Source organism: Comamonas sp. NyZ500 (assembly GCF_016772095.1).
In the GTDB taxonomy this organism is placed as follows: domain Bacteria; phylum Pseudomonadota; class Gammaproteobacteria; order Burkholderiales; family Burkholderiaceae_C; genus Comamonas; species Comamonas thiooxydans.
In genome coordinates, this window is sequence record NZ_JAEIJE010000005.1 from 180645 (window position 1) to 202471 (window position 21827).

Here is a 21827-nt window from a genome sequence, read left to right on the forward strand (position 1 = left end):
TGCCATGGACTTCTCCAAATTCTTCATAGACCGGCCCATCTTCGCGGTCGTGCTCTCCATCATCATGTTTGCCGTCGGCCTGGTGGCCATTCCGCAATTGCCGGTGGGCGAATATCCCGAGGTCGTGCCGCCCAGCGTGGTGGTGCGCGCCACCTATCCGGGAGCCAATCCCAAGGAGGTCGCCGAGTCGGTGGCCGTGCCGCTGGAGGAAGCCATCAACGGGGTCGAAGGCCTGATGTACATGAAGTCGGTCGCGGCTTCGGACGGCAGTCTGCAGGTGGTTGCTACCTTTCGTCCCGAAATCGACCCCGACACCGCCGCCGTGCGCGTGCAGAACCGCGTCAGCCAGGCCCAGAGCCGGCTGCCCGAGGAGGTGCGGCAGTTCGGCGTGACCACGCAGAAGCAGGCGTCCACACCGCTGATGTACGTGGGCCTGGTGTCCCGCGACGGCGCGCGTGATGCGCTGTATCTGCGCAACCATGTCACGCTCAAGATCAAGGATGTGCTGGCGCGCATTCCCGGCGTGGGCGACGTGGGCATCTATGGCGCGGGCGACTATGCGATGCGCGTCTGGCTGGACCCGCACAAGGTGGCGGCACGCCAGCTCACGGCCGGCGAGGTGATCGCCGCTATCCGAGAGCAGAACATCCAGGTCTCGGCCGGCCAGCTGGGCGCCGAGCCCAGTGCGCAGAAGTCCGACAAGCTGCTGTCCATCAATGTGCGCGGGCGGCTGAAGACGACCGAGGAGTTCGGCGACATCGTGCTCAAGAGCGGCGAAGGCGGCCAGGTCGTGCGTCTGGCCGACGTGGCGCGCATCGAGCTGGGCGCCAGCGACTACACGCTGCGCTCGTGGAGCGACACCAAGAACATGGCGGCCGTGGGCATCTTCCTGTCGCCGGGCGCGAATGCGCTGGGCGTGGCCGAGCAGGTCTACGCGGCCATGGACCGGCTCTCCAAGGACCTGCCCGAAGGCGTGGCCTTCGAATCCGTCTGGGACCCCACGGTCTTTGTGCGCGACTCGATCAAGGCCGTGCAGAGCACGCTGATCGAGGCCGTGATCCTGGTGGTGCTGGTGGTCATCGTCTTTCTGCAGACCTGGCGCGCCTCCATCATTCCGCTGCTGGCTGTGCCCGTGTCCATCATCGGCACTTTTGCGGGCCTGTACCTGCTGGGCTATTCCATCAACACGCTGACGCTGTTCGGCCTGGTGCTGGCGATAGGCATCGTGGTGGACGACGCCATCGTCGTGGTCGAGAACGTGGAGCGCTACATCGAGCAAGGCCACAGCCCGCAGGAGGCGGCCCATCTGGCCATGAAGGAGGTCTCCGGGCCCATCATCGCCATTGCCCTGGTGCTGTGCGCGGTCTTCGTGCCCATGGCCTTTCTCAGCGGCGTCACGGGCCAGTTCTACCAGCAGTTCGCGGTGACCATCGCCATCTCCACGGTGATCTCGGCCATCAACTCGCTGACCCTGTCACCGGCACTGGCGGCCAAGCTGCTGCAGCCGCATGGCGCACCGCGCGATGCGCTGGCGCGCGTCATCGACAAGGGCCTGGGTTGGTTCTTCCGGCCCTTCAACCGCTTCTTCGATCGCAGCGCCCACGGCTACCAGAATTCGGTGGGCCGCTCGCTGCGCCGACGCGGCCTGGTGTTCGCGGTCTATGCGGCGCTGCTGGCCGGCACTGCCGTGCTGTTCCATGCCGTGCCCGGGGGCTTCATCCCCATGCAGGACAAGCTCTACCTGTTTGCCGGCGCCAAGCTGCCCGAGGGCGCGTCGCTGAACCGCACCGATGCGGTCACGCGCCAGATGGTGGAGACGGCCAAGAGCGTGGATGGCGTGGACATGGTCGCGGCCTTCGCGGGCTTCAATGCGCTGCAGTCCACGACCACGCCCAATCTGACCAGCTCCTACATCATGCTCAAGCCCTTCGGCGAGCGCACACGCAGCGCCGAGGCCATCAATGCCGAACTGGGTGCCAAGTTCGCGCAGATCGAGGGCGGCTTCGCCTATGCGCTGATGCCGCCGCCCATCCAGGGCCTGGGCAACGGATCGGGCTATTCGCTGTTCCTGCAGGACCGCGCAGGCCTGGGCTATGCAGCGCTGCAGCAGGCGCTTGAGGCCTTTCAGGCCGAGATTGCCAAGACACCGGGCATGACCTACCCGGTCAGCAGCTACCAGTCCAACATTCCGCAGCTGGAAGTGAAGGTGGACCGCATCAAGGCCAAGGCCCAGGGCGTGGCGCTGACCGATCTGTTCCAGACCCTGCAGGCCTATCTGGGCTCGGTCTACGTCAATGACTTCAACGCCTTCGGCCGCGTCTGGCGCGTGATGCTGCAGGCCGATGCCGACTACCGCCAGGCCGTGGAGGACATTGCCCAGCTGCGCACGCGCAACGCGCGCAGCGAGATGGTGCCCATAGGCTCCATGGTTACCGTGGTGCCCAGCTACGGACCCGATCCGGTGCTGCGCTACAACGGCTTTCCGGCCGCCGACCTGATCGGCGACTCCGATCCGCGCCTGCTGTCCTCGGCCGAGGTGCTGACCAAGCTGCAGGAGATCGCGCAGCGCACGCTGCCGCGCGGCATCGAGCTGGCCTGGACGGATCTGAGCTACCAGCAGGTCGAGCAGAGCCATGCCGCAGCCGTGGTCTTCGTGATCGCCGTGATGCTGGTGTTTCTGGTGCTGGCCGCGCTCTACGAGAGCTGGACCCTGCCGCTGGCCGTGATCCTGATCGTGCCCGTGTGCATCTGCGCGGCGCTGTTCGGCGTCTGGCTGGCCGGGGGCGACAACAACGTCTTCGTGCAGGTGGGCCTGGTGGTGCTCATGGGCCTGGCCTGCAAGAACGCGATCCTGATCGTGGAGTTTGCGCGCGAGCTGGAGATGCGCGGCTCGCCAACAGTCGATGCCGCGCTGCAGGCCTGCCGCCTGCGGCTGCGCCCCATCGTCATGACCTCCATCGCCTTCATCGCGGGCGCCGTGCCCTTGCTGATCGGCGGCGGCGCGGGCAGCGAGGTGCGCGCGGCCACGGGTGTGACGGTGTTCTCGGGAATGCTGGGCGTGACCCTGTTCGGCCTCTTCCTCACGCCGGTGTTCTACGTCACGCTGCGCCGCCTGTCGGGCCGGTCGCTGGCGACCCGCACGCCTGTTCAACCCGCTTCAACTGTTGCACCCGCATCCCAGGAGGGCCGCCATGTCTGAGATCCCCCAACCTCTGCGCCGGCATGCTTTGGCATATGCCGTGGCGGGCCTTGCGACCCTGCTGGCAGGCTGCGCCGTCGGCCCCGATTTCCGCACGCCCGAGCTGCCTCAGGCCGGCGCGCAGTTTGCGCGGGCCGAGCCGTCTGCAGTCCTGAAGCAGGCATCGCCCGAGACCGGTTCGGATGCCGCGTTCTGGCGCCAGTTCCAGGATGCGCAACTCACGCAGCTGGTCGAGCAGGCCCTGCGGGCCAACCAGGATCTGCGCGCTGCGCTGGCGCGGCTCGATGCGGCCCAGGCCCTGCTGCGCGAAAGCCGTCTTGATCAGCTCCCGACGCTTACCCTGGCGGGCCAGGCGCTGCAGCAAAGACGCAGCGAAAGCCAAGCCATGGGCGGGCCGCGCAGCCAGCGCAGCTACAGCGCCGGAATCAATGCGAGCTGGGAGCTGGATCTGTTCGGCCGCGTGCGTCGCAACATCGAGGCCGGCAGCGCCGAGCTGCGTGCCAGTGCCGCCGATATGGCTGCGCTGCAGGTCGCCATTGCGGCCCAGGTCGCGGCCAGCTACGCCGATCTGCGCGGCTGGCAGCAGCGCCTGCAGCTGGCCGAGGCCAACGCCGCCAATCAGCAGGACACGCTGCGCCTGGTTCAGCTGCGGCTGGCGCATGGCAGCGGCACCGATTTCGACCTGGCGCGCGCCCAGGCGCAGCTGGAGACCACGCGCTCGCGCATTCCCGTGCTACAAGCCCGGATTGCCGTGGCACAGCATCGGCTGGCCGTGCTCACCGGCCAGGTGCCCGAGGCACTGATCGCGGCGCTGAACGCGCCGGCCGCGTTGCCTCAGTTGCCAGAGACCATCGCTCCCGGCACGCCCGCCGAGCTGTTGCGTCGTCGCCCCGATGTAGCCGCCGCCGAGGCGCGTCTGCATGCGGCCACGGCGCGAGTGGGCGTGACCACGGCCGAGCTGTTCCCGCGCCTGTCGCTGGGCGGTCTGCTGGGCAGCTCCGCTCTCAGCACGGGCGCGCTGTTCGAGGCGGGCAGCGCCAGCCGCAGCGTGTTCCTGGGCGTGGACTGGTCTTTCCTCGACGTGGGCCGCGTACGCGCGCGCATCGCTGCCAGCGAAGCGGGCGCCCAGGTCGCGCTGGCCCAGTACCAGCAAAGCGTGTTGCTGGCGCTGGAGGACACCGAGAACGCCCTGGTGCTTCTCACGCGCACCCGCAGCGAGGACGCGCATCTGGCCCAGGCAGCCGAGCAGCGAGCACGGGCCGAGCAGCTCGCGCAGCGCCGCTACCGCCTGGGCAGCGTGGGCCTGTACGAGGTGCTGGACGCGCAGCGCGACCTCTACGCGGCCCAGGACGCGGCGGCCGACAGCCGCGCGCGCGGCCTGCGTGCCGCCGTGGCGCTGTACCAGGCGCTGGCCGGCGGCTGGGAGGGCCAGTCGCCGGCCAGGCCTATGATGGCGTTGCAATGACGCTTTCGCTGTTTCCTGCCGACTCCCTGCCCGCCGAAATCATTGATGACGGTGCCGTGCTGCTGCGCGGCTTTGCGGCAGCCGAGGAGCAGCGCTGGGTGGCCGAGGTGACGGCCTTGCAGACGCGGGCCGCATTTCGCACCATGCAGGTGCCCGGCGGCAAGTTCATGTCGGTGGCGATCACCAACGCCGGCGGCTGGGGCTGGATTTCGGATCTGCAGGGCTATCGCTACAGCGCCGTCGATCCGCAGACCGGCAAGCCCTGGCCTGCCATACCGGCTTTTCTGGGCGAGCAGGCCGCCAGGGCGGCGGCGCTGGCCGGCTATCCGGGTTTTGCACCCGATGCCTGCCTGATCAACCGCTATCAGCCGGGCGCGCGCATGGGCTTGCACCGCGACCAGGACGAGCATGACTTTGCTGCGCCCATAGTTTCGGTCTCGCTGGGCTTGCCCTGCCGTTTCCTCTGGGGCGGGCTGACGCGCCAGAGCCCCACCCGGCGCCTTGCGCTCACCCATGGCGATGTACTGGTCTGGGGCGGGCCCTCACGCCTGGTGTTCCATGGCGTCGCTCCGCTCAGGGAGGGCCAGCACCCGCTGCTTGGCAATGAGCGCTGGAATCTGACGTTCCGCATGGCCAAGGCTCGCTACCCGGCAGGCCAGCCATCGGAATAGGCGCTGGCGGCAGGGCAATGCCCGGCTGCCCGGCAAAGCCGGCCAGCTTTCCTACAATGGCGGTCTATGAGCCAGTCGCACCCCACCCCCGCCTACACCCGAGCCCAGGAGCTGCCCGCAACGCTTGCCAAGCGCCTCGTCATTCTTGACGGCGCCATGGGCACCATGATTCAGCGTTTCAAGCTGGGCGAGGCTCAGTATCGCGGCGAGGGCTATGCCGGAGCCGAAGGTGCGGGCGAGCGCTTCAAGGACTTCGCCCATGACGTCAAGGGCAACAACGAGCTGCTGTCGCTGACCCGTCCCGACGTGATTCGCGACATCCATGAGAAATACCTGGCCGCCGGCGCCGATCTGATCGAGACCAATACCTTTGGCGCGACCACGATTGCGCAGGAGGACTATCACATGGCCGATCTGGCCTATGAGATGAACCTCAAGAGCGCCCAACTGGCGCGTGCGGCCTGTGACAAGTACAGCACGCCCGATCACAAGCGCTATGTGGCCGGCGCCCTGGGCCCCACGCCCAAGACGGCCTCCATCAGCCCCGATGTGAACGACCCTGCCGCGCGCAACATCACTTTCGAGCAGCTGCGCCAGGCCTATCTGGAGCAGACGCTGGCGCTGATTGAAGGCGGTGCCGACGTGATCCTGGTCGAAACCATCTTCGACACCCTCAACGCCAAGGCCGCGCTGTTTGCCGTGGACGAGGCCTTCGAGCAGACCGGCGAGCGCCTGCCCATCATGATCAGCGGCACGGTGACCGATGCCTCGGGCCGGATTCTGAGCGGACAGACCGTGACGGCCTTCTGGCACAGCGTGCGCCACAGCAACCCGCTGTCCGTGGGTCTGAACTGCGCCCTGGGTGCCACGCTGATGCGTCCCTATGTGCAGGAACTGGCCAAGGCGGCTCCCGACACCTTCATCAGCTGCTACCCCAATGCCGGCCTGCCCAATCCCATGAGCGACACCGGCTTTGACGAAACGCCCGAGATCACCAGCCGTCTGGTGCACGAATTCGCGGCCGAAGGTCTGGTCAATATCGTGGGCGGCTGCTGCGGCACCACACCCGACCATATCGGTGCCATTGCCAAGGCCGTGCAGGCCACGGCCACGCGCAAGCTGTTCTACCCGGCCGAAGCCTGATTCCGCCTGGAATGGTTCGCCCCTGATCCGCGCTTCGGATCGCCGGCGTGAACCATGCGGCCCGGCACGATCCGGGCAGCCCTGGTGCTTGAGCCACAAGCATTGGCAGCTCTTTTTCCGATGCTTATCCGCAGGGGCGGGCACAATGGCCTGATTCCGGCTTTGATGCCCCGCCACCGACGACCGCATGACTGCACCACTGCAACCCGTTGCCTCCGTACTGCCCGTGTCCGTGCCCACGGGCCAGGCGGCTGTGCAGGCCGGCAATGTGGCAGCAGCCGCTGTCTCAGGCCTTCCCGCAGCGCAGCAACCGCCTGTCGCTCAAACTGCGCCTCCGGTGACCAGCATGGTGCAGTGGTCGCCGCAAACCTTGCAGAACCTCAAGCTCCAGGCCTTTGAGCATCTGATTGCGCAGCTGGCCCTGCAGGTGCAGGCCCAGCCCGGTGCACCTGCGGCAAGCTGGCCCAGTCAGGGCCTGCCAGTGGCCGTGCAGCAGTTTGTGCAAAGCCTGCTCGCGCAGGTTCAGGTCAGCCTGCAGGGACAGGCCCAGCCCTTGCAACTGCTGGCCGGCCAGCAAGGATCGGTTGCGCTGATGCAGGCCTTGGCGCAGGCTGCGGTGTCTGGCGCGCAGCCGCCCAGCTCGGCTTTGCAGACGGCTGCGGCCCTGTCGCCCACGGCGGCCGTGGCGCTGGAGCAGGCACAGCAGGGCATGGCAGCAACCGCTGCTGGTGGTGTTGCCGCACCGCGTCTGCCCCAGCTGCAGAACTGGCTGGTGCAGCAAGGCACGCTGGTCACGCCGCAAGGCGAGCGCAGCTTTTCCCTGACATTGCAGGTGCCCGCCGCCTGGGTGCAGGCTGTGGGCGCGCCAAGCATCCCGACAGCCCAGGGGCCGGGGACGGCCCTGCGCCTGCCCATGGCGGAGCCGGGTGTCTTGAGCAGCGGTCCTCTGGCTCTGGTGGTGCAGCCGCAGTCGTTGGTGGCGACCAGCACACTTGCTACCAGCGCATTGCTGTGGCTGGAGCTGCAGCCCGTCACGGCGAGTTCCGCTCAGGCGACGCCGGCACAGATGGCCGGTCTGCCTCTGGCCATGCCCGCACCGGCGCTGGCGCAGGAAGTGCAGCAACTGCTGCAGAACAAGTCCGATCCCTGGCTGATGATGGCCGCGGCCCAGGCCGCCAATGCCCTGCCTGTGCCGCGCCGCAGCGGCGAGCACCGTTCGCATCTGTGCATGACCGAAGGCTGCCAGTACCAGGGCCTGGCACCCTGCGCCCAGCCGTTCTGCAGCGAGATGAATCGCATCTGGGCAGCCTCCGGCGTGGCGCGCAGCTGCTGAACCAAGCTGACGCAGGGCTGGACTCTGCGCGGGCCGCACTTTCATAATGCTTCCCGTTGCCTGCTTTTTGAGCAGGCTTCTCGGGTCGGAATTGGCAGCCAGGCTGCCAGCCATGTTCCGGCTGTCTTCAGTGCATCAGGCAGGGCCTGACTGCCTGTCATCACCTCATCTCACAGGTCTTCGACCTTCTCTGTCTTCTGCTGTGCCAAGAGCTGGCTGCGGGGGGCAGTGACTTCACAATTCAAGGAGAACCACCGGCATGCGCTTGCGTACTGGCATTGCTTGTTCCACATGTTTCACTCTTTTGACTGCCGTGCTGCCTGCGGCGGCCCAGTCGTCCAGCGTCAGCATTGGCGGTCTGATCGACGGCGGCATTTATCGCGGCTTTGATGGCACGGCGCAGGCCGGCACGATTCAACGCAGCAATCTTGCGATTGCCGGCTGGGAGGACCTGGGCGGTGGCCTCAAGGCCACCTTCCGCCTGAGCGCACGTTTCGATATCGATACCGGGCGCCTGGAGGATCAGGGCCGCAAGCCGTTCTGGCACGACGAGTCCACGGTGGGCTTGCAGGGCGGCTTTGGCCACTTGCGCCTGGGCCGCGCCCTGTCGGCCATGTGGTCGCAGGACTGGAAGTTCGACCCCTGGGCCAATTTCAACCGCATTTCCTCGCCCGTCTGGTATCAGTGGCACTACCTCACGCCTACCGACCGCTACAGCAACAACGGCACCGCCGAGTATGGGCGCATGGCCAATGGCATCTTCTACGACTCGCCCACGGTGGCCGGCTTCACCCTGCATCTGAGTGCCTCGCCGGAGCGCACCGAGGTACCGCTGACCTTGCGCCGCGAAGGGCGCGGTTATTCGGCTTCTCTCAACTACGACTCGGACAGCCTGAGCGGGATGCTGGCCTTCGAGCGCAACGGCAGCGGTGACAAGGACACTTTCGTGGCTGGCAAATACCGCTTTGGCGCAGCCGCCGTGATGGCCGCCTGGGACTATTCGCGCGTGGCACAGACGGCACTCTCGGCCAAGGCCGTGACGTTGGGCGCCACCTATCAGATGGGACAGACCACGCTGAAGGCCGGTTATGGACGCCAGCGCATGCAGGAGCAGACCAATCATTTCTACTCCCTGGGCGCCGACTACGCGCTGTCCAAGCGCACCACGCTCTATGCCAGCCTGGGGCGCAAGAGCTACGAGTACGGCGCGGACTCGGGAACTTCGTTCGGCGTGGGCATGGCTCACGCCTTCTAAGCCCAGGCCTCCAGCCCCACAGCCGCAGCCTTGCTGCGGCTTTTTTGCGCCCGGTGCGAATGTCCAACAAGAGTTGAGGGAATTAAATCCGCCAGTTTGGGGTGTTTGTGCGCCTTTGCACGGGCGGCACAGCACTGTTTCTGGCCCTGATTCAGGCCTTGTCCGGGTAAAAATCGCCAAAAACCGTGTTTTTTGCCGATATCTACGCTCTTCCTCGTTGAAATCCAAGGTCTGAATCTGGTGTATTCCATTTAATTGAGTGCACAAGAGCTCAATTTGGCAGAAGTTATGGCTGGCTGTTTCTAATGAGTGCTGAAAATCTGTTAAATGCATTGAAATGGCGCTCAAAAATAGCGCTTCTTGCTGCAACTCTTTGGCTGGCAACTATTTGCATGCTGGCTCTGTAAATCCTTGATTTTTTTGCCCAAAATGCGCGGCATTCCCCCGATTGAGGAGAGACCGCGATGTCCTATTCCGTGCCCGAGCAAGACAACCCAGTGCGCGCCGCCGACGCGCAGCAAGCCGCCGCCTGCGGCAGCCAGACCATGCACTGGCATGCGCCGGCCAAGCCCGCCGCGGCCTCCGAAGCGCAGCGCTGGCCCGTGGAGGCAGTGCAGTCCTTGCTGGACCTGCCTTTTCTGGACTTGTTGCACCGTGCTCAGAGCGTGCACCGTGAGAACTGGCCTGCAGGCGAGATCGAGCTGGCGACCCTGCTGTCCGTCAAGACCGGCGGCTGCCCCGAGAATTGCGGCTATTGCCCGCAGTCGGCCGAGTTCGATACGGGCGTGAAGGCCGAGAAGCTGATGAGCGTGGAGGAAGTCACTCGCGCCGCCAAGGCGGCCCAGGATGCCGGAGCCACCCGCTTTTGCATGGGCGCTGCCTGGCGCGCGCCCAAGGACCGCGACATCGAGAAGATGAACGAGCTGATCGGTGCCGTGAAGGGGCTGGGCATGCAGACCTGCGCCACGCTGGGCATGCTGCAGCCCCATCAGGCGGCATCGCTGCGCGATGCGGGTCTCGACTATTACAACCACAACCTCGACACCGCGCCCGAGTACTACAAGGATGTGGTCAGCACGCGCCAGTACCAGGACAGGCTGGACACGCTGGCTGCCGTGCGCGATGCGGGCATCAGCGTCTGCTGCGGCGGCATCATCGGCATGGGCGAGACCGAGGTCCACCGTGCCGGCCTGATTGCCCAGCTCGCGAACATGGAGCCCTATCCCGAGTCCGTGCCCATCAACAGCCTGGTGCCCGTGCCCGGCACGCCGCTGGCCGACAGCGAGCCGGTGGATCCGCTGGACTTTGTCCGTGTGATCGCCGTGGCGCGCATCACCATGCCCAAGGCCCGCGTGCGCCTGTCGGCGGGCCGCCAGCAACTGGGCGAGGCCGTGCAGACCCTGTGCTTCTTGGCGGGAGCCAATTCCATCTTCTACGGCGACAAGCTGCTGGTGACCGGCAATCCCGATGTGGAGGCCGATACCACCTTGATGCGCAAGCTGGGCCTCAAGGGGCTGGGGGCATCGGCCGCAAGCTGATCCCTGAATCTTCCCCGGCCATCGCGCCGGGGCTTTCTCATTGCAAATTGCATGGCCCTGCTTCTGGTGCGGGCCAGGCCGCGCTGCGCCTGCGTTTTGACAAGGCGGGTGATTCGCCTCAGGAGTTTTTGATGGAACACAGTCTTGCCAGCCGCAGCGTGCGCCATGTCTGGCATCCCTGCACCCAGATGAAGCGGCACGAAGCCGCGCCGCCGATTGCCATTGACCACGCCACCGGGCCCTGGCTGGTGGACACCGAGGGCCGCCGTTATCTGGATGGCATCAGTTCCTGGTGGGTCAATCTGTTCGGTCACTCGCATCCGCATATCCGGGCGGCGCTGACCGAGCAGATGCGCAAGCTCGATCATGTGATGCTGGCCGGTTTCACCCACGCCCCCGTGGTCGAGCTGTCCGAGCGCCTGGCCGGCCTGACCGGCCTCGGTCATGCGTTCTACGGCAGTGACGGCGCTTCGGCCACCGAGATCGCACTGAAGATGAGCGCCCATTACTGGCGCAACCAGGGGCATCCTGCCAAGCACCGCTTCGTGGGCCTGGCCGGCGGCTACCACGGCGAGACGGTAGGCGCGCTGTCGGTCACCGATATTGCGCTGTTTCGCGATGCCTATGGCCCCCTGCTGCGTCTGTCGGCCACCGTGCCCAGCCCCGATGCACGCCAGGCCCGACCTGGCGAAACCGCTGCCGATGTGGCACGCCGCGCAGCAGAGGGTCTGGAGTCCTGGCTGCAGGCGCATCACCAGGAGACTGCTGCCCTGATTCTGGAGCCGCTGGTGCAGTGCGCCGCCGGCATGGCCATGCATGACGCCGAATACCTGCGTCTGGCCCGGGCGCTGTGCGACCGCTATTCAGTGCATCTGGTGGTGGACGAGATCGCCGTGGGCTTTGGCCGCACCGGCAGCCTGTTTGCCCACCAGCAGGCCGGTATCAGGCCGGACTTCATCTGCCTGTCCAAAGGGCTGACCGGTGGCACGCTGCCCTTGTCTGCCGTGCTGACCACCGACGCGGTCTATGCCGCTTTTTATGACGACGATGCCGCTCGCGGCTTCCTGCATTCGCATTCCTATACCGGCAACCCCCTGGCCTGCCGCGCTGCCGTGGCCACGCTGGAGCTGTTCGAGCAGCTGGACCAGCTGGCTGCCAATCGGCAGCTGGCCCGGAAAATCAGTGCAGCATTCGCCGGGCTGAATGCTCACCCCCGTGTCAGCAACGCGCGCCAGCAGGGAATGATCTGGGCCTGGGACATCGATACCTCCCTGCCGGACTTTGCGCAGCGCTACCACCAGGCGGCTCTGGATCTCGGTCTGCTGCTGCGCCCCATAGGACGCACGCTGTACTGCATGCCGCCCTATGTGCTGAACGATACCGATATCGCCCACCTGGGTCAGGCCGCGCTGGCCGCGCTGGCCGCCACCTTGCAACAGGAAGCAGAACTGTCTGCGAAGAAGGGAAAAGCATGATCGGCTGTTTCGTCACGGGCACCGATACCGGTGTGGGCAAGACCCTGGCCAGCTGCGCGCTGCTGCACGCACTGGCAGGCCACCATTCGCGCGTGGTGGGCATGAAGGCCGTGGCCGCAGGCGCCGAGCCCGACGGGCAGGGCGGCTGGGTCAACGAAGACACGGTGGCCTTGCGCGCGGCCTCCACGCTGGCCGTGCCGGCAGCGCTGGACAACCCCGTGCTGCTGCCCGACCCCATGTCGCCGCATATTGCAGCCCGGCGCGCGGGCGTGGAGGTGACGCTGGCGCCGATTCTCGACGCCTACCGGCAACTGGCCGCGCAGGCCGACGCCGTGGTGGTCGAGGGCGCGGGTGGCTGGCGCGTGCCGCTGTCCGAGACTCTGTGCATTGCCGATCTGGCCGTGGCGCTGCAACTGCCGGTGGTGCTGGTGGTCGGAGTCAAGCTCGGCTGTCTGAACCATGCGGTGCTGACCGCAGAGGCGATTCGCGCCGCCGGCTTGCCGCTGGCGGGCTGGGTGGCAAGCCGTGTGGAGCCGCAGATGCTGGTGCCCGAGGAAAACATGGACTGGCTGCGCAACCAGCTGGGACGGCTTGGCGCGCCGCTGCTGGCCGATATTCCGTGGCAGGCCACTCCCGATCCTCGCCTGACCAGTTTCTCCTTGCCCAAGGAATGGCAATGACAGCATCTTCCAATTTCTGGCTGCAGGATATTCCACAGCAGCTGGCAGCCCTGGACGCCGCCGCGCTGCGCCGTACCCGCCGTACCGTGGCGCCCCTGCAAGGCGCGCGCATTCTGGTCGACGGGCAGCCCATGCTGCAGTTCTGCAGCAACGACTATCTGGGGCTGGCACAGCACCCGGCCATGATTGAGGCGGCCTGCGCCGGTGCGCAGGATTTCGGTGTGGGCTCGGGCGGCTCTCCCATGGTCAACGGCCATAGCACGGCCAATGCCGCGCTGGAGGAGGAACTGGCCCGCTTTGTGCAACTGCCCCGTGCGCTTTACTTCTATGCCGGGTTTGCCACCAACGCCAGCATCATTCCGGCGCTGGTGGGGGCGGGCGATGCCATTTTCTCTGACGCTCTGAACCACGCCAGCCTGATCGACGGCTGTCGCCTGTCGCGTGGCCAGATCCACCGTTTCGAGCATGGCGATATGGCTGCATTGGAGCAGCTGCTGGCTGCTTGCCCGGTGCAGCGCAAGCTGGTGGTGAGCGATGCCGTCTTCAGCATGGATGGCAATGTGGCAGATATCGAGGGGCTGCTGGCACTGTGCGAGCGCTACGACGCGTTGCTGCTGCTCGACGATGCCCACGGCTTCGGCGTGCTCGGCCCGCAAGGCCGTGGCAGCCTCGCGGCTGCGGGACTGACGGGGGTCAAGGCCTCGCCGCGTGTGCTTTACATGGCCACGCTGAGCAAGGCGGCCGGCGTCTCGGGCGCCTTTGTGGCAGGTCATGAGTTGCTGATCGAGTGGCTGCTGCAGAAAACGCGCAGCTACACCTTTGCGACGGCCGCCCCTGCGATGCTGGCGCGTGCATTGCAAACCAGTCTGCAGCTGATTGAGGAGCAGAGCGCTTTGCGCGAGCAGCTGCAGGCTCGTATTGCCCAGTTGCGCGCGGGTCTGCAGCCCTTGTTGCAGGGCAAGGGCTGGCGGCTTTTGCCATCGGACACGGCCGTGCAGGCACTGGTGGTGGGCGGCAACGACGCTGCGCTCGGCCTTATGGAGGGGCTGCGCCGCCATGGCCTGTGGGTGCCCGCGATTCGCCCTCCCACCGTGCCCGTGGGCACGGCACGGCTTCGCATCGCCTTGTCGGCGCTGCATACCGAGGCCGATGTGAACCAACTGCTGGCGGCGCTGCAGGAGCTGGCAGGCTGAGGCCTTGCGGCGCGCTGCTCGCTGTCAGCGGCCTAGTGCCTGCAGCACCTGGGCCAGTTTCCTCGCGGCGACTTCGAGCTCGTGCGGTGTATGTGCAGCAAATCCCATGAGGAAACCCGCCTTGTGCTGGCTCGAAGCATGCAGCTGCGTCAACCCGAGCAGGTCGATGCCTGCTCTGCGAGCGCAATCCACTGCGGCGCGCTCGGAAATGTCGCGAATCAAGGTACACGGCATCTGCATGCCGCCCGCAGGCACCCGCGGCTCCAGAAAATTCCCCAGATGCTCGCACACCAGCCGCGCCAGCACGTCACGCCGCTCGGCATAGACGGCGCGCATGGTACGCACATGCGCTCCCAGGTGCCCGCCTTCTATGAACCGCGCCAGCGTCAATTGCGCAATCGCTGCGCTGTGTCCATCGAGCAAGGTCCGCGCCACCGTCATGGGGGCAACCAGCGAAGTCGGCAGCACCATATAGCCTATGCGTAGCCCAGGGAACATCGACTTGGTGAAGGTGCCGACATAGATCGTGCGCTCGTGCTGATCCAGCCCCTGCACGCAGGCCGTGGGCTTGCCGGCGTAGTGAAATTCGCTGTCGTAGTCATCTTCGATGATCCACGCCTGCTCCTGCTGCGCCCAGGCTATGGCGGCCAGCCGGCGATCCAGGGCCAGCGTGGTGCCTGTAGGGAACTGGTGGGAGGGAGTCAGAAACACCGCCCTGGCAGCGGGCAGGGTCTGCAATAAATCTACCTGCATGCCGTCGCCGTCCAGCGGCACGGGCACACATTCCAGTCCCGCCGCATCGAAGGCTTTGCGTGCGCCGTGATACACCGGGTCTTCGATGAAGATGCGCTCGCCGGCGTCCAGCAGCACGTTGGCGCACAGAGTCAGAGCCTGTTGCGAACTGGTCAGCACCAGCACGCGTTCGGGCGTGGCGCGTGCGCCGCGCTCCAGGTTGACATAGGCGGCAATGGCTTGGCGCAAAGCCTCGGTGCCCTGCGGCGGACTGTGCAGCAGAGCCAGGGTGCCGTGCTCCTTGAGTACCTGCCGCTGCAACCTTTCCCAGGTCTGAAGCGGAAAGTTGCGTGTCTCCGGCACACCGGGCGCAAAAGCGCGTGGCGCGAGGAAATCACGCAGGCCACCGCCCGCGAACATGGCTGCGCCGCGCTGGCTCAAGCGCAGGGCGGGAACGCGCGCCAAAGGACTTTGCATCAGGCCGCGCCCCGGAAGGCGTTGCACCTGCTCGGACACAAAGCTGCCGCTGCCCGTGCGTCGTTCGATAAAGCCTTCGGCATGCAACTGGCCATAGGCGGTCTCCACCGTATCGCGCGAGACGCCCAGCGATTGGGCCAGGGCTCGCGATGCCGGCAGGCGCCGGCCCACGTCCAGCGCGCCATTGAGGATCAGCTGCCGCAGGGCTCGCTGGATGCGGACATGCAGCGGCAAGGCGCCATGAGCGGGGTCGCCGATCCAGGCTTTGACGGATTCGAGTTGGGCGTGCTTGAACAAATGGTCTGTATTCCTACAAAAAAGTGGCTGGGAGTATCAGGCCATTTCGATTCTATAAATCGGCTACCCCATGGGGTCAATCACTTTTCCGGGAGCCCTTGCAAGACCATGTCAACCACCCACTCGCCTTCGTCTCTTCGCTGGAACGATCTCACACATCCCGTCGTGGCAGGCCTGATCTCGGTCATCGTCAACTACGGCGGTACCTTCATCCTTGTGTTCCAGGCGGCCAAGGTGGCGGGCCTCGGCCCCGAGCTGACGGCCTCCTGGGTATGGTCGATCTCGATTGGCGTAGGGCTGACAGGTCTGCTGCTCAGTTGGGTGACGCGCGAGCCCATCATCACGGCCTGGTCCACACCTGCTGCGGCATTCCTGGTGACTGCCCTTGCGAGCACGCCCTATGCCGAAGCAGTGGGGGCCTACATGGTCTCCGCGCTGGCTTTCGTGGTGCTGGGGCTGTCGGGATATTTCGAGCGCGTCATCCGGCTTATTCCTGCCGGCATTGCGGCCGGACTGCTCGCGGGCATCCTGCTGCAATTCGGTATCAAGGCGCTTGGTGGCATGAGCGTCGATCCCATGCTGGCGGGCCTGCTGATCGCGACCTATGTGGTGCTCAAACGGATTTCGGCACGCTATGCCGTCGTCGGCATCCTGGTGCTGGGGCTGGTCTTTTTGCTGTCGCAGAATCGGGTCGATCTGTCCGGGTTGGAGTTGCAGCTTGCTGCTCCAGTGTTCACCAGGCCGGAGTTCTCGCTCAATGCCTTGCTCAGCGTCGCGCTGCCGCTGTTTCTCATCACGCTGACCGGCCAGTACATGCCCGGCATGCTGGTGCTGCGCAACGATGGCTTCAAGACCAGCGCCAATCCCATCGTCACGATCACGGGCCTGGGCTCGCTGCTCATGGCTCCGTTTGGTTCGCATGCGTTCAACATCGCCGCGATCACGGCTGCAATCGCTACGGGCCCGCAGGCGCATGAAGATCCCTCCAGGCGCTGGATTGCCGGCGTTGCTGCAGGCATGTGCTACATCCTGGTCGGCGTGTTCGGGGTCACGCTGGCGGCGGTCTTCATGGCTTTTCCCGCCACCTTCATCACCACGCTGGCAGGCCTCGCCCTGCTGGGCACCATTGGCGCCAGCCTGGCCACGGCCCTGGCGGATGCCAAGGTGCGCGAGGCCGCGTTGATCACCTTCCTGGCTGCTGCCGCCAACATCACGTTGCTGGGCATTGGCGGCGCCTTCTGGGGACTGGTCATAGGGCTGCTCGCCTATGCGGTCCTCAACGGCCGGCTGCCGTGGAGCGCACAGCCGGGCGCGATAGCCGCCATGGAAAAAGGATGAGGTGATGCCCATGACTTCAGAAACCCCGACCCGTCACGATCAACATGGCCTGTACCCCGAGGCCGGCACGGTAGAGGACTTTCGCCGCAACCTCGCCACCGTGCAGGAGCGCATTGCAGCTGCCTGCCAGCGCGTGGGGCGTGATCCAGCCAGCGTGCGCTTGCTGCCCGTCAGCAAGACCAAGCCGCAAGCCAGCCTGCGTCTGGCCTATGCAGCGGGCTGCCGCCTGCTGGGCGAGAACAAGGTACAGGAAGCGTTTGGGAAATGGGAGTCCATGCAGGACCTGGCCGATCTGCGCTGGTCGGTCATCGGCCACCTGCAGACCAACAAGGCCAGGCTGGTCGCACGTTTTGCCAGCGAGTTCCAGGCATTGGACAGCCTGCGCGTGGCAGAGGCGCTGGACAGGCATCTGCAGGCCCAAGGGCGGTCGCTGGACGTGTTCGTGCAAGTCAATACCTCGGGCGAGGCCAGCAAATATGGCTTGAATCCCGAGGATGTGCCGGGTTTCATCCGGGAGCTACCCGGATTTTCCGCGTTGCGCGTGCGTGGTCTGATGACGCTGGCGCTGTTTTCCGCCGAGACCGAACGGGTGCGTCGGTGTTTCATTCTCCTGCGCGAGCTGCGCGATCGGTTGCGGCAAAGCGCACCCATCGGTATCGAACTGGATGCGCTGTCGATGGGGATGTCCGGCGATTTCGAGATCGCCATCGAGGAGGGCGCTACCGTGGTGCGCGTGGGGCAGGCCATCTTCGGCGCGCGTCCGTTACCCGATAGCTATTACTGGCCAACGCGCTCTGATCCGGATACGCCGGAGTCCGTTACCGATTGATATGGCATAGGCGCAATCGCAGGTGGCTTGTGCCCGCGCTGTGCGTTGCGGCCGTAGCAAGCCGGCCAATCTGCCGCCAAGTCCTGCGGGTGCTGCGCCATGCCCGGCAAGCGCAATGCGCGATTTTTGCCGCTGAGACCGGGCATTGGCCCGCTGCAGAGTTCTCTTGAGCTGGCTGATGTCCGCCAGTTTTCTTTTACATCCCACCGGAGCATTGCATGCCACAAACCGACTCCCACCTGATGAGGGCATACGCCCGCCAACCTGTTTCTTTTGTGCGCGGTCGCGGTGCCAGCCTCTGGGACGAGCAGGGGGTGGAATACCTGGACGCCATCGCCGGCGTGGCGGTCACCAGCCTGGGCCATGCCCATCCGGAGATCGCCGCCGTCATGGCCGAGCAAGCCGCGACGCTGCTGCATACCTCCAACGTGTTCCGTATCGACTGGCAGGAGCAGCTTGGCGTGCGCTTGTGCGCGCTCGCCGACATGGAAAAGGTGTTCTTCTGCAATTCGGGTGCCGAGGCCAATGAGACGGCTCTCAAGCTCGCCCGCTTGCACGGGCATCGCAAGCAGGTGGCCGTGCCGCAAATTCTCGTGATGGAGAACGCTTTTCATGGCCGCACGCTGGCGACACTCGCCGCCACGGGCAACGCGGCCAAGCAACAGGGCTTCGAGCCGCAGATGCCCGGCTTTGTGCGCGTGCCCTATGACGACATCGATGCGGTGCGCCGTGCGGCCCAGGAAGTACCAGGTATCGTCGCCGTGCTGGTCGAGCCCGTACAGGGCGAAGGCGGCATCCGTGTCGCCAGTCCCGGCTACCTGCGCGCTCTGCGCGAGCTCTGCGACAGCCAGGGCTGGCTGCTGATGCTCGACGAGATCCAGACCGGCCTGGGCCGCACGGGGGCCTGGTTCGCGCACCGGCACGCCGGTATCACGCCCGATGTGATGACCCTCGCCAAAGCACTGGGCAACGGTGTTCCCATTGGCGCCTGTCTGGCGCGTGGCTCCGCCGCGAACCTGTTCTGTCCCGGCCAGCACGGCTCCACCTTCGGTGGCAATCCGCTGGCATGCCGCGTGGCCTGTGCCGTGCTCGACATCATGGAAAGAGACGGCATTGCGCAGCGGGCAGCACAGCTGGGCGAGCGCCTGCTGGCCGGGCTGCGGCGGGCTCTGGGAGGATACCCAGACGTGCAGGCCATCCGAGGCCTGGGCCTGATGGCTGGGATCGAGTTGAACCGGAACTGCCAGGAGCTGGTCGGCCGCGCGCTGGCCGAACAGCGATTGCTGATTACCGTGACCCGTGAGCGCACGATCCGGCTGTTGCCGCCGCTGATCTGCGACGAGGCACAGATTGACGACATCGTTGCCAGAGTCGCCAGCCTGTGCCTGGACAGTGCACCAAGTCGCCACGCCGTTTAGCTGCCGGTGCGTGAGCGCTGTGACCGAAGTCGTCGCAGGTTCGGCGCCGCATTTCGGACTCTGATGCTCTGTCCTGCCTGCCTGGATCGCGTCGGGTGCAGGCATGTCTACGCTTTCTGAACCGATATAAGCCGCTGTCCTTGCAGCGGCTTTTTGACGGGAGCAGGCCGGTCTACCTGCCCGCACCCTCCACCTGCTTGGGCACGCGGGGAGCCACGGCACACATCAGCTCGTAGCCCAGTGTGCCGGCAGCAGCGGCTACCTCGTCGATGGGCAGCACGGCGCCATTGCTGGCGCGACCCCAGAGCGTGACCTCGCTGCCCAGTCTGGCCTTGGGAACGGGGCTCAGGTCCACAGCCATCATGTCCATGCTGACGCGGCCCAGCGTGCGGGTGCGCACACCGTCCACCAGCACGGGCGTACCCGTGGGGCAGACGCGCGGGTAGCCGTCCGCATAGCCGCAGGCCACCACGCCCAGGCGCAGCGGTCCGTCGCATTGAAAACGCGAGCCGTAGCCCACGGTGTCGCCGGCATGCAGCTCCTGTGTGCCGATGATTTTTGACGACAGCGTCATGGTCGGCTCAAGACCCCAGTGAGCCGCATCATGGGTGGGAAAGTCTGGCGAGCTGCCGTAGAGCACGATGCCGGGGCGCACCCAGTCGCAGCGCACATTGTTTTCATCACCATGCAGCAAGGTGGCTGCGCTGTTGCTGACGCTGCGCTCGCCGGGCAGGTCCAGCGTGGTTTCGTGAAAGACCCTGAGCTGGTGATCCATGCCATGCTCCACATCGGCATCGCTGAAGTGGGTCATGAACGAGATCTCGTCGACCTGGGGCAACGCGTTCAGCCGCGCATAAGCCGCACGAAAACGCTCGGGTGTAAAGCCCAGCCGGTTCATCCCGCTGTTCATCTTGAGAAAGACACGGTGGCCGACCTGGGTCTTGTGGGCGGCCAGCCAGTCGATCTGCTCGTCGCAGTGCACTGCATGCCAGATGCCCAGACGCGAGCAGATTTCCAGGTCGCGCAACTCAAACACGCCTTCGAGCAGCAGGATGGGGCCGCGCCATCCCAGATTGCGCACGCGCTGGGCCTCATCGAGGTCCAGCATGGCAAAACCGTCCGTCGCTCGCAGACCCTCAAACACGTTTTCGATACCGTGGCCATAAGCGTTGGCTTTGATCACGGACCACAATTTGGCATCAGGGACGGCTTGCCGTACCCGCTCCAGGTTGTGGCGAACGGCTTCAGGATGGATGGTGGCAGTAATGGGACGAGGCATGGTTTTTCTCAATCAGACCAGTGGGATTCTGGCACTGTCAGCTGGAGCCTGCGTGATATAACCGCCAGTCACTTGCCACGGGGTCTATTATTTCCTTGGCATCGGTCCGTCCGGTGCCAGTTACAGCTAATTCATGAAGCGCGGTTTCTACACCATCATGTCAGCGCAGTTTTTCAGCTCGCTGGCAGACAACGCCTTGTTTGTGACCGCTGTAGAGCTGTTGCGTGCCAATGGTGCCCCCGAGTGGCAACGTGCTGCCCTGGTGCCCATGTTCGCCCTGTTCTATGTGGTCCTGGCCCCCTTTGTCGGAGCCTTTGCGGACGCCTTGCCCAAGGGCCGGGTCATGTTCATCAGCAATGCCATCAAGGTGATGGGCTGTCTGATGATGCTCTTCGGCCATCATCCCCTGATCGCCTATGCCGTCATCGGGCTGGGCGCGGCCGCCTATTCGCCGGCCAAGTACGGCATCCTGACCGAGCTGCTGCCGGCCTCCCAACTGGTCAAGGCCAATGGCTGGATCGAGGGGCTGACCATCACCTCCATCATTCTGGGCGTGCTGGTGGGCGGCCAACTGGTGGGGCCGACCGTTTCCCAGCATCTGCTGGGCTTTGACTTCCCGTATTTCAATACTGGCGTGGACACCCCTGCCGAGGCCGCAATTGCCCTGCTGATTCTGATCTACGTCGTTGCGGCCTGGTTCAATCTGCATATTCCGTTGACGGGCGTGGCCATGCGCCCGCTGCGCGAAGACCCGAACAAGAGCCTGGTTGCCAATCTGCTGGGCCTGCTGCCCGACTTCTGGCAGTGCAGCAAGCGCCTGTGGGCCGACAAGCTGGGCCAGATTTCGCTGTCCACCACCACGCTGTTCTGGGGGGCTTCGGGCAATTTGCGCTATATCGTGCTGGCCTGGGGGGCCGCTGCCCTGGGTTACAGCACCACCCAGGCTTCGGCCCTGGTGGGGGTGGTTGCAATAGGTACGGCCGTCGGTGCAGTGCTGGCATCCATGCGCATGCGCCTGGACAACGCCACGCGTGTGATTCCCCTGGGCGTGCTCATGGGCCTGCTCGTGGTCTGCATGATCTTTATCGACAATCTCTGGGTGGCCGTGCCCTTTCTCATTCTGCTTGGCGGTTTGGGCGGTTTTCTGGTCGTTCCCATGAATGCGCTGCTGCAGCATCGCGGCCATAATCTCATGGGCGCGGGCCGCTCTATTGCGGTGCAGAACTTCAACGAGCAACTGGCTATTCTGGCCATGGGCGGCTTCTACAGCCTGTCCACCAAGATGGGGCTGACTGCCTTTGGTGCGATCACGGTATTCGGTCTGCTGGTTGCCGCTAGCATGGTGCTGATCGGCATCTGGCACTGGAATAATTGCAGAAGGCACCCGGCAGAGGTTGAAAAGCTGCTGGAAGTCGCCCGCCGCGACTGCCATTGAAGCTCTGCAGCTGGCGCCGACAAGCTGCATTCACTACACGATCAATAGCTTCTAACGCTTGCAGAGCAAA

Annotated in this window: 16 protein-coding genes; 14 read left to right on the plus strand and 2 right to left on the minus strand. The window is 65.4% G+C overall.

Annotated elements, in window-relative coordinates:
- The first annotated feature begins 4 nt into the window (after positions 1-4).
- The 10 genes from JAO85_RS10490 (at position 5) to bioF (ending at position 13952) form a co-directional block, all read left to right on the plus strand.
- Positions 5-3199, plus strand: a complete 3195-nt coding sequence (locus JAO85_RS10490) for an efflux RND transporter permease subunit (protein ID WP_202788029.1) — start codon at positions 5-7, stop codon at positions 3197-3199.
- Positions 3192-4664: an efflux transporter outer membrane subunit gene (locus tag JAO85_RS10495; protein ID WP_202788030.1), complete on the plus strand. Its 1473-nt coding sequence runs from the start codon at positions 3192-3194 to the stop codon at positions 4662-4664. The genes JAO85_RS10490 and JAO85_RS10495 overlap by 8 nt, the downstream gene beginning before the upstream one ends.
- Positions 4661-5335 (plus strand): DNA oxidative demethylase AlkB, encoded by a 675-nt coding sequence (alkB, locus tag JAO85_RS10500; RefSeq protein WP_054073352.1) that lies wholly within the window; start codon positions 4661-4663, stop codon positions 5333-5335. Before JAO85_RS10495 ends, alkB begins: the two co-directional genes overlap by 4 nt.
- A 66-nt stretch (positions 5336-5401) precedes the next feature.
- Positions 5402-6478 (plus strand): homocysteine S-methyltransferase family protein, encoded by a 1077-nt coding sequence (locus JAO85_RS10505; RefSeq protein WP_003071808.1) that lies wholly within the window; start codon positions 5402-5404, stop codon positions 6476-6478.
- Positions 6479-6665: 187 nt separating this feature from the next.
- The gene (locus tag JAO85_RS10510) at positions 6666-7811 is read left to right on the plus strand and encodes a Fe-S oxidoreductase (protein ID WP_202788031.1); all 1146 of its coding nucleotides are present in this window, start codon (positions 6666-6668) and stop codon (positions 7809-7811) included.
- 259 nt (positions 7812-8070) lie between these two features.
- Positions 8071-9066, plus strand: a complete 996-nt coding sequence (locus JAO85_RS10515) for a porin (RefSeq protein WP_202788032.1) — start codon at positions 8071-8073, stop codon at positions 9064-9066.
- 545 nt (positions 9067-9611) lie between these two features.
- Entirely contained in the window at positions 9612-10604 is a 993-nt protein-coding gene (gene bioB, locus JAO85_RS10520) for a biotin synthase BioB (protein WP_237734800.1), read from the plus strand.
- A 131-nt stretch (positions 10605-10735) separates the two neighbouring features.
- Entirely contained in the window at positions 10736-12079 is a 1344-nt protein-coding gene (gene bioA / locus JAO85_RS10525) for an adenosylmethionine--8-amino-7-oxononanoate transaminase (protein ID WP_202788034.1), read from the plus strand.
- Positions 12076-12759 carry a dethiobiotin synthase gene (gene bioD, locus JAO85_RS10530; protein ID WP_039049396.1) on the plus strand — a complete coding sequence of 228 codons (684 nt, stop codon included), beginning with the start codon at positions 12076-12078 and terminating at the stop codon, positions 12757-12759. The genes bioA and bioD overlap by 4 nt, the downstream gene beginning before the upstream one ends.
- On the plus strand, positions 12756-13952 hold the full coding sequence (gene bioF / locus JAO85_RS10535; protein WP_202788035.1) for an 8-amino-7-oxononanoate synthase: 1197 nt from the start codon (positions 12756-12758) through the stop codon (positions 13950-13952). Before bioD ends, bioF begins: the two co-directional genes overlap by 4 nt.
- Before the next feature lie 24 nt (positions 13953-13976).
- Here the strand turns inward: bioF and JAO85_RS10540 are convergent, their stop codons facing one another.
- A complete protein-coding gene (locus JAO85_RS10540; protein ID WP_202788036.1) occupies positions 13977-15458 on the minus strand; it encodes a PLP-dependent aminotransferase family protein in 1482 nt (493 codons plus the stop codon).
- A gap of 108 nt (positions 15459-15566) precedes the next feature.
- Here JAO85_RS10540 and JAO85_RS10545 point away from each other — a divergent pair, with 108 nt between their 5' ends.
- From JAO85_RS10545 to JAO85_RS10555, 3 genes are all read left to right on the plus strand, one after another.
- Entirely contained in the window at positions 15567-16796 is a 1230-nt protein-coding gene (locus JAO85_RS10545) for a benzoate/H(+) symporter BenE family transporter (protein ID WP_202788037.1), read from the plus strand.
- Between the two features lie 4 nt (positions 16797-16800).
- A complete protein-coding gene (locus JAO85_RS10550; protein WP_202788038.1) occupies positions 16801-17625 on the plus strand; it encodes a YggS family pyridoxal phosphate-dependent enzyme in 825 nt (274 codons plus the stop codon).
- Positions 17626-17843: 218 nt separating this feature from the next.
- On the plus strand, positions 17844-19043 hold the full coding sequence (locus JAO85_RS10555) for an aspartate aminotransferase family protein (RefSeq protein WP_202788039.1): 1200 nt from the start codon (positions 17844-17846) through the stop codon (positions 19041-19043).
- A gap of 172 nt (positions 19044-19215) precedes the next feature.
- Here JAO85_RS10555 and alr read toward each other — a convergent pair whose 3' ends face one another.
- A complete protein-coding gene (alr, locus tag JAO85_RS10560; protein WP_202788040.1) occupies positions 19216-20322 on the minus strand; it encodes an alanine racemase in 1107 nt (368 codons plus the stop codon).
- 133 nt (positions 20323-20455) lie between these two features.
- Between alr and lplT the strand changes: the two genes are divergently transcribed.
- Positions 20456-21757: a lysophospholipid transporter LplT gene (gene lplT, locus JAO85_RS10565; protein ID WP_003070514.1), complete on the plus strand. Its 1302-nt coding sequence runs from the start codon at positions 20456-20458 to the stop codon at positions 21755-21757.
- The last annotated feature ends 70 nt before the right edge of the window (positions 21758-21827 follow it).

Coding starts and splice junctions, on each gene's coding strand:
- JAO85_RS10490 (WP_202788029.1), top strand. CDS start 5: ATGGACTTCTCCAAATTCTTCATAGACCGGCCCATCTTCGCGGTCGTG.
- JAO85_RS10495 (WP_202788030.1), top strand. CDS start 3,192: ATGTCTGAGATCCCCCAACCTCTGCGCCGGCATGCTTTGGCATATGCC.
- alkB (WP_054073352.1), top strand. CDS start 4,661: ATGACGCTTTCGCTGTTTCCTGCCGACTCCCTGCCCGCCGAAATCATT.
- JAO85_RS10505 (WP_003071808.1), top strand. CDS start 5,402: ATGAGCCAGTCGCACCCCACCCCCGCCTACACCCGAGCCCAGGAGCTG.
- JAO85_RS10510 (WP_202788031.1), top strand. CDS start 6,666: ATGACTGCACCACTGCAACCCGTTGCCTCCGTACTGCCCGTGTCCGTG.
- JAO85_RS10515 (WP_202788032.1), top strand. CDS start 8,071: ATGCGCTTGCGTACTGGCATTGCTTGTTCCACATGTTTCACTCTTTTG.
- bioB (WP_237734800.1), top strand. CDS start 9,612: ATGCACTGGCATGCGCCGGCCAAGCCCGCCGCGGCCTCCGAAGCGCAG.
- bioA (WP_202788034.1), top strand. CDS start 10,736: ATGGAACACAGTCTTGCCAGCCGCAGCGTGCGCCATGTCTGGCATCCC.
- bioD (WP_039049396.1), top strand. CDS start 12,076: ATGATCGGCTGTTTCGTCACGGGCACCGATACCGGTGTGGGCAAGACC.
- bioF (WP_202788035.1), top strand. CDS start 12,756: ATGACAGCATCTTCCAATTTCTGGCTGCAGGATATTCCACAGCAGCTG.
- JAO85_RS10545 (WP_202788037.1), top strand. CDS start 15,567: ATGTCAACCACCCACTCGCCTTCGTCTCTTCGCTGGAACGATCTCACA.
- JAO85_RS10550 (WP_202788038.1), top strand. CDS start 16,801: ATGCCCATGACTTCAGAAACCCCGACCCGTCACGATCAACATGGCCTG.
- JAO85_RS10555 (WP_202788039.1), top strand. CDS start 17,844: ATGCCACAAACCGACTCCCACCTGATGAGGGCATACGCCCGCCAACCT.
- alr (WP_202788040.1), bottom strand. CDS start 20,322: ATGCCTCGTCCCATTACTGCCACCATCCATCCTGAAGCCGTTCGCCAC.
- lplT (WP_003070514.1), top strand. CDS start 20,456: ATGAAGCGCGGTTTCTACACCATCATGTCAGCGCAGTTTTTCAGCTCG.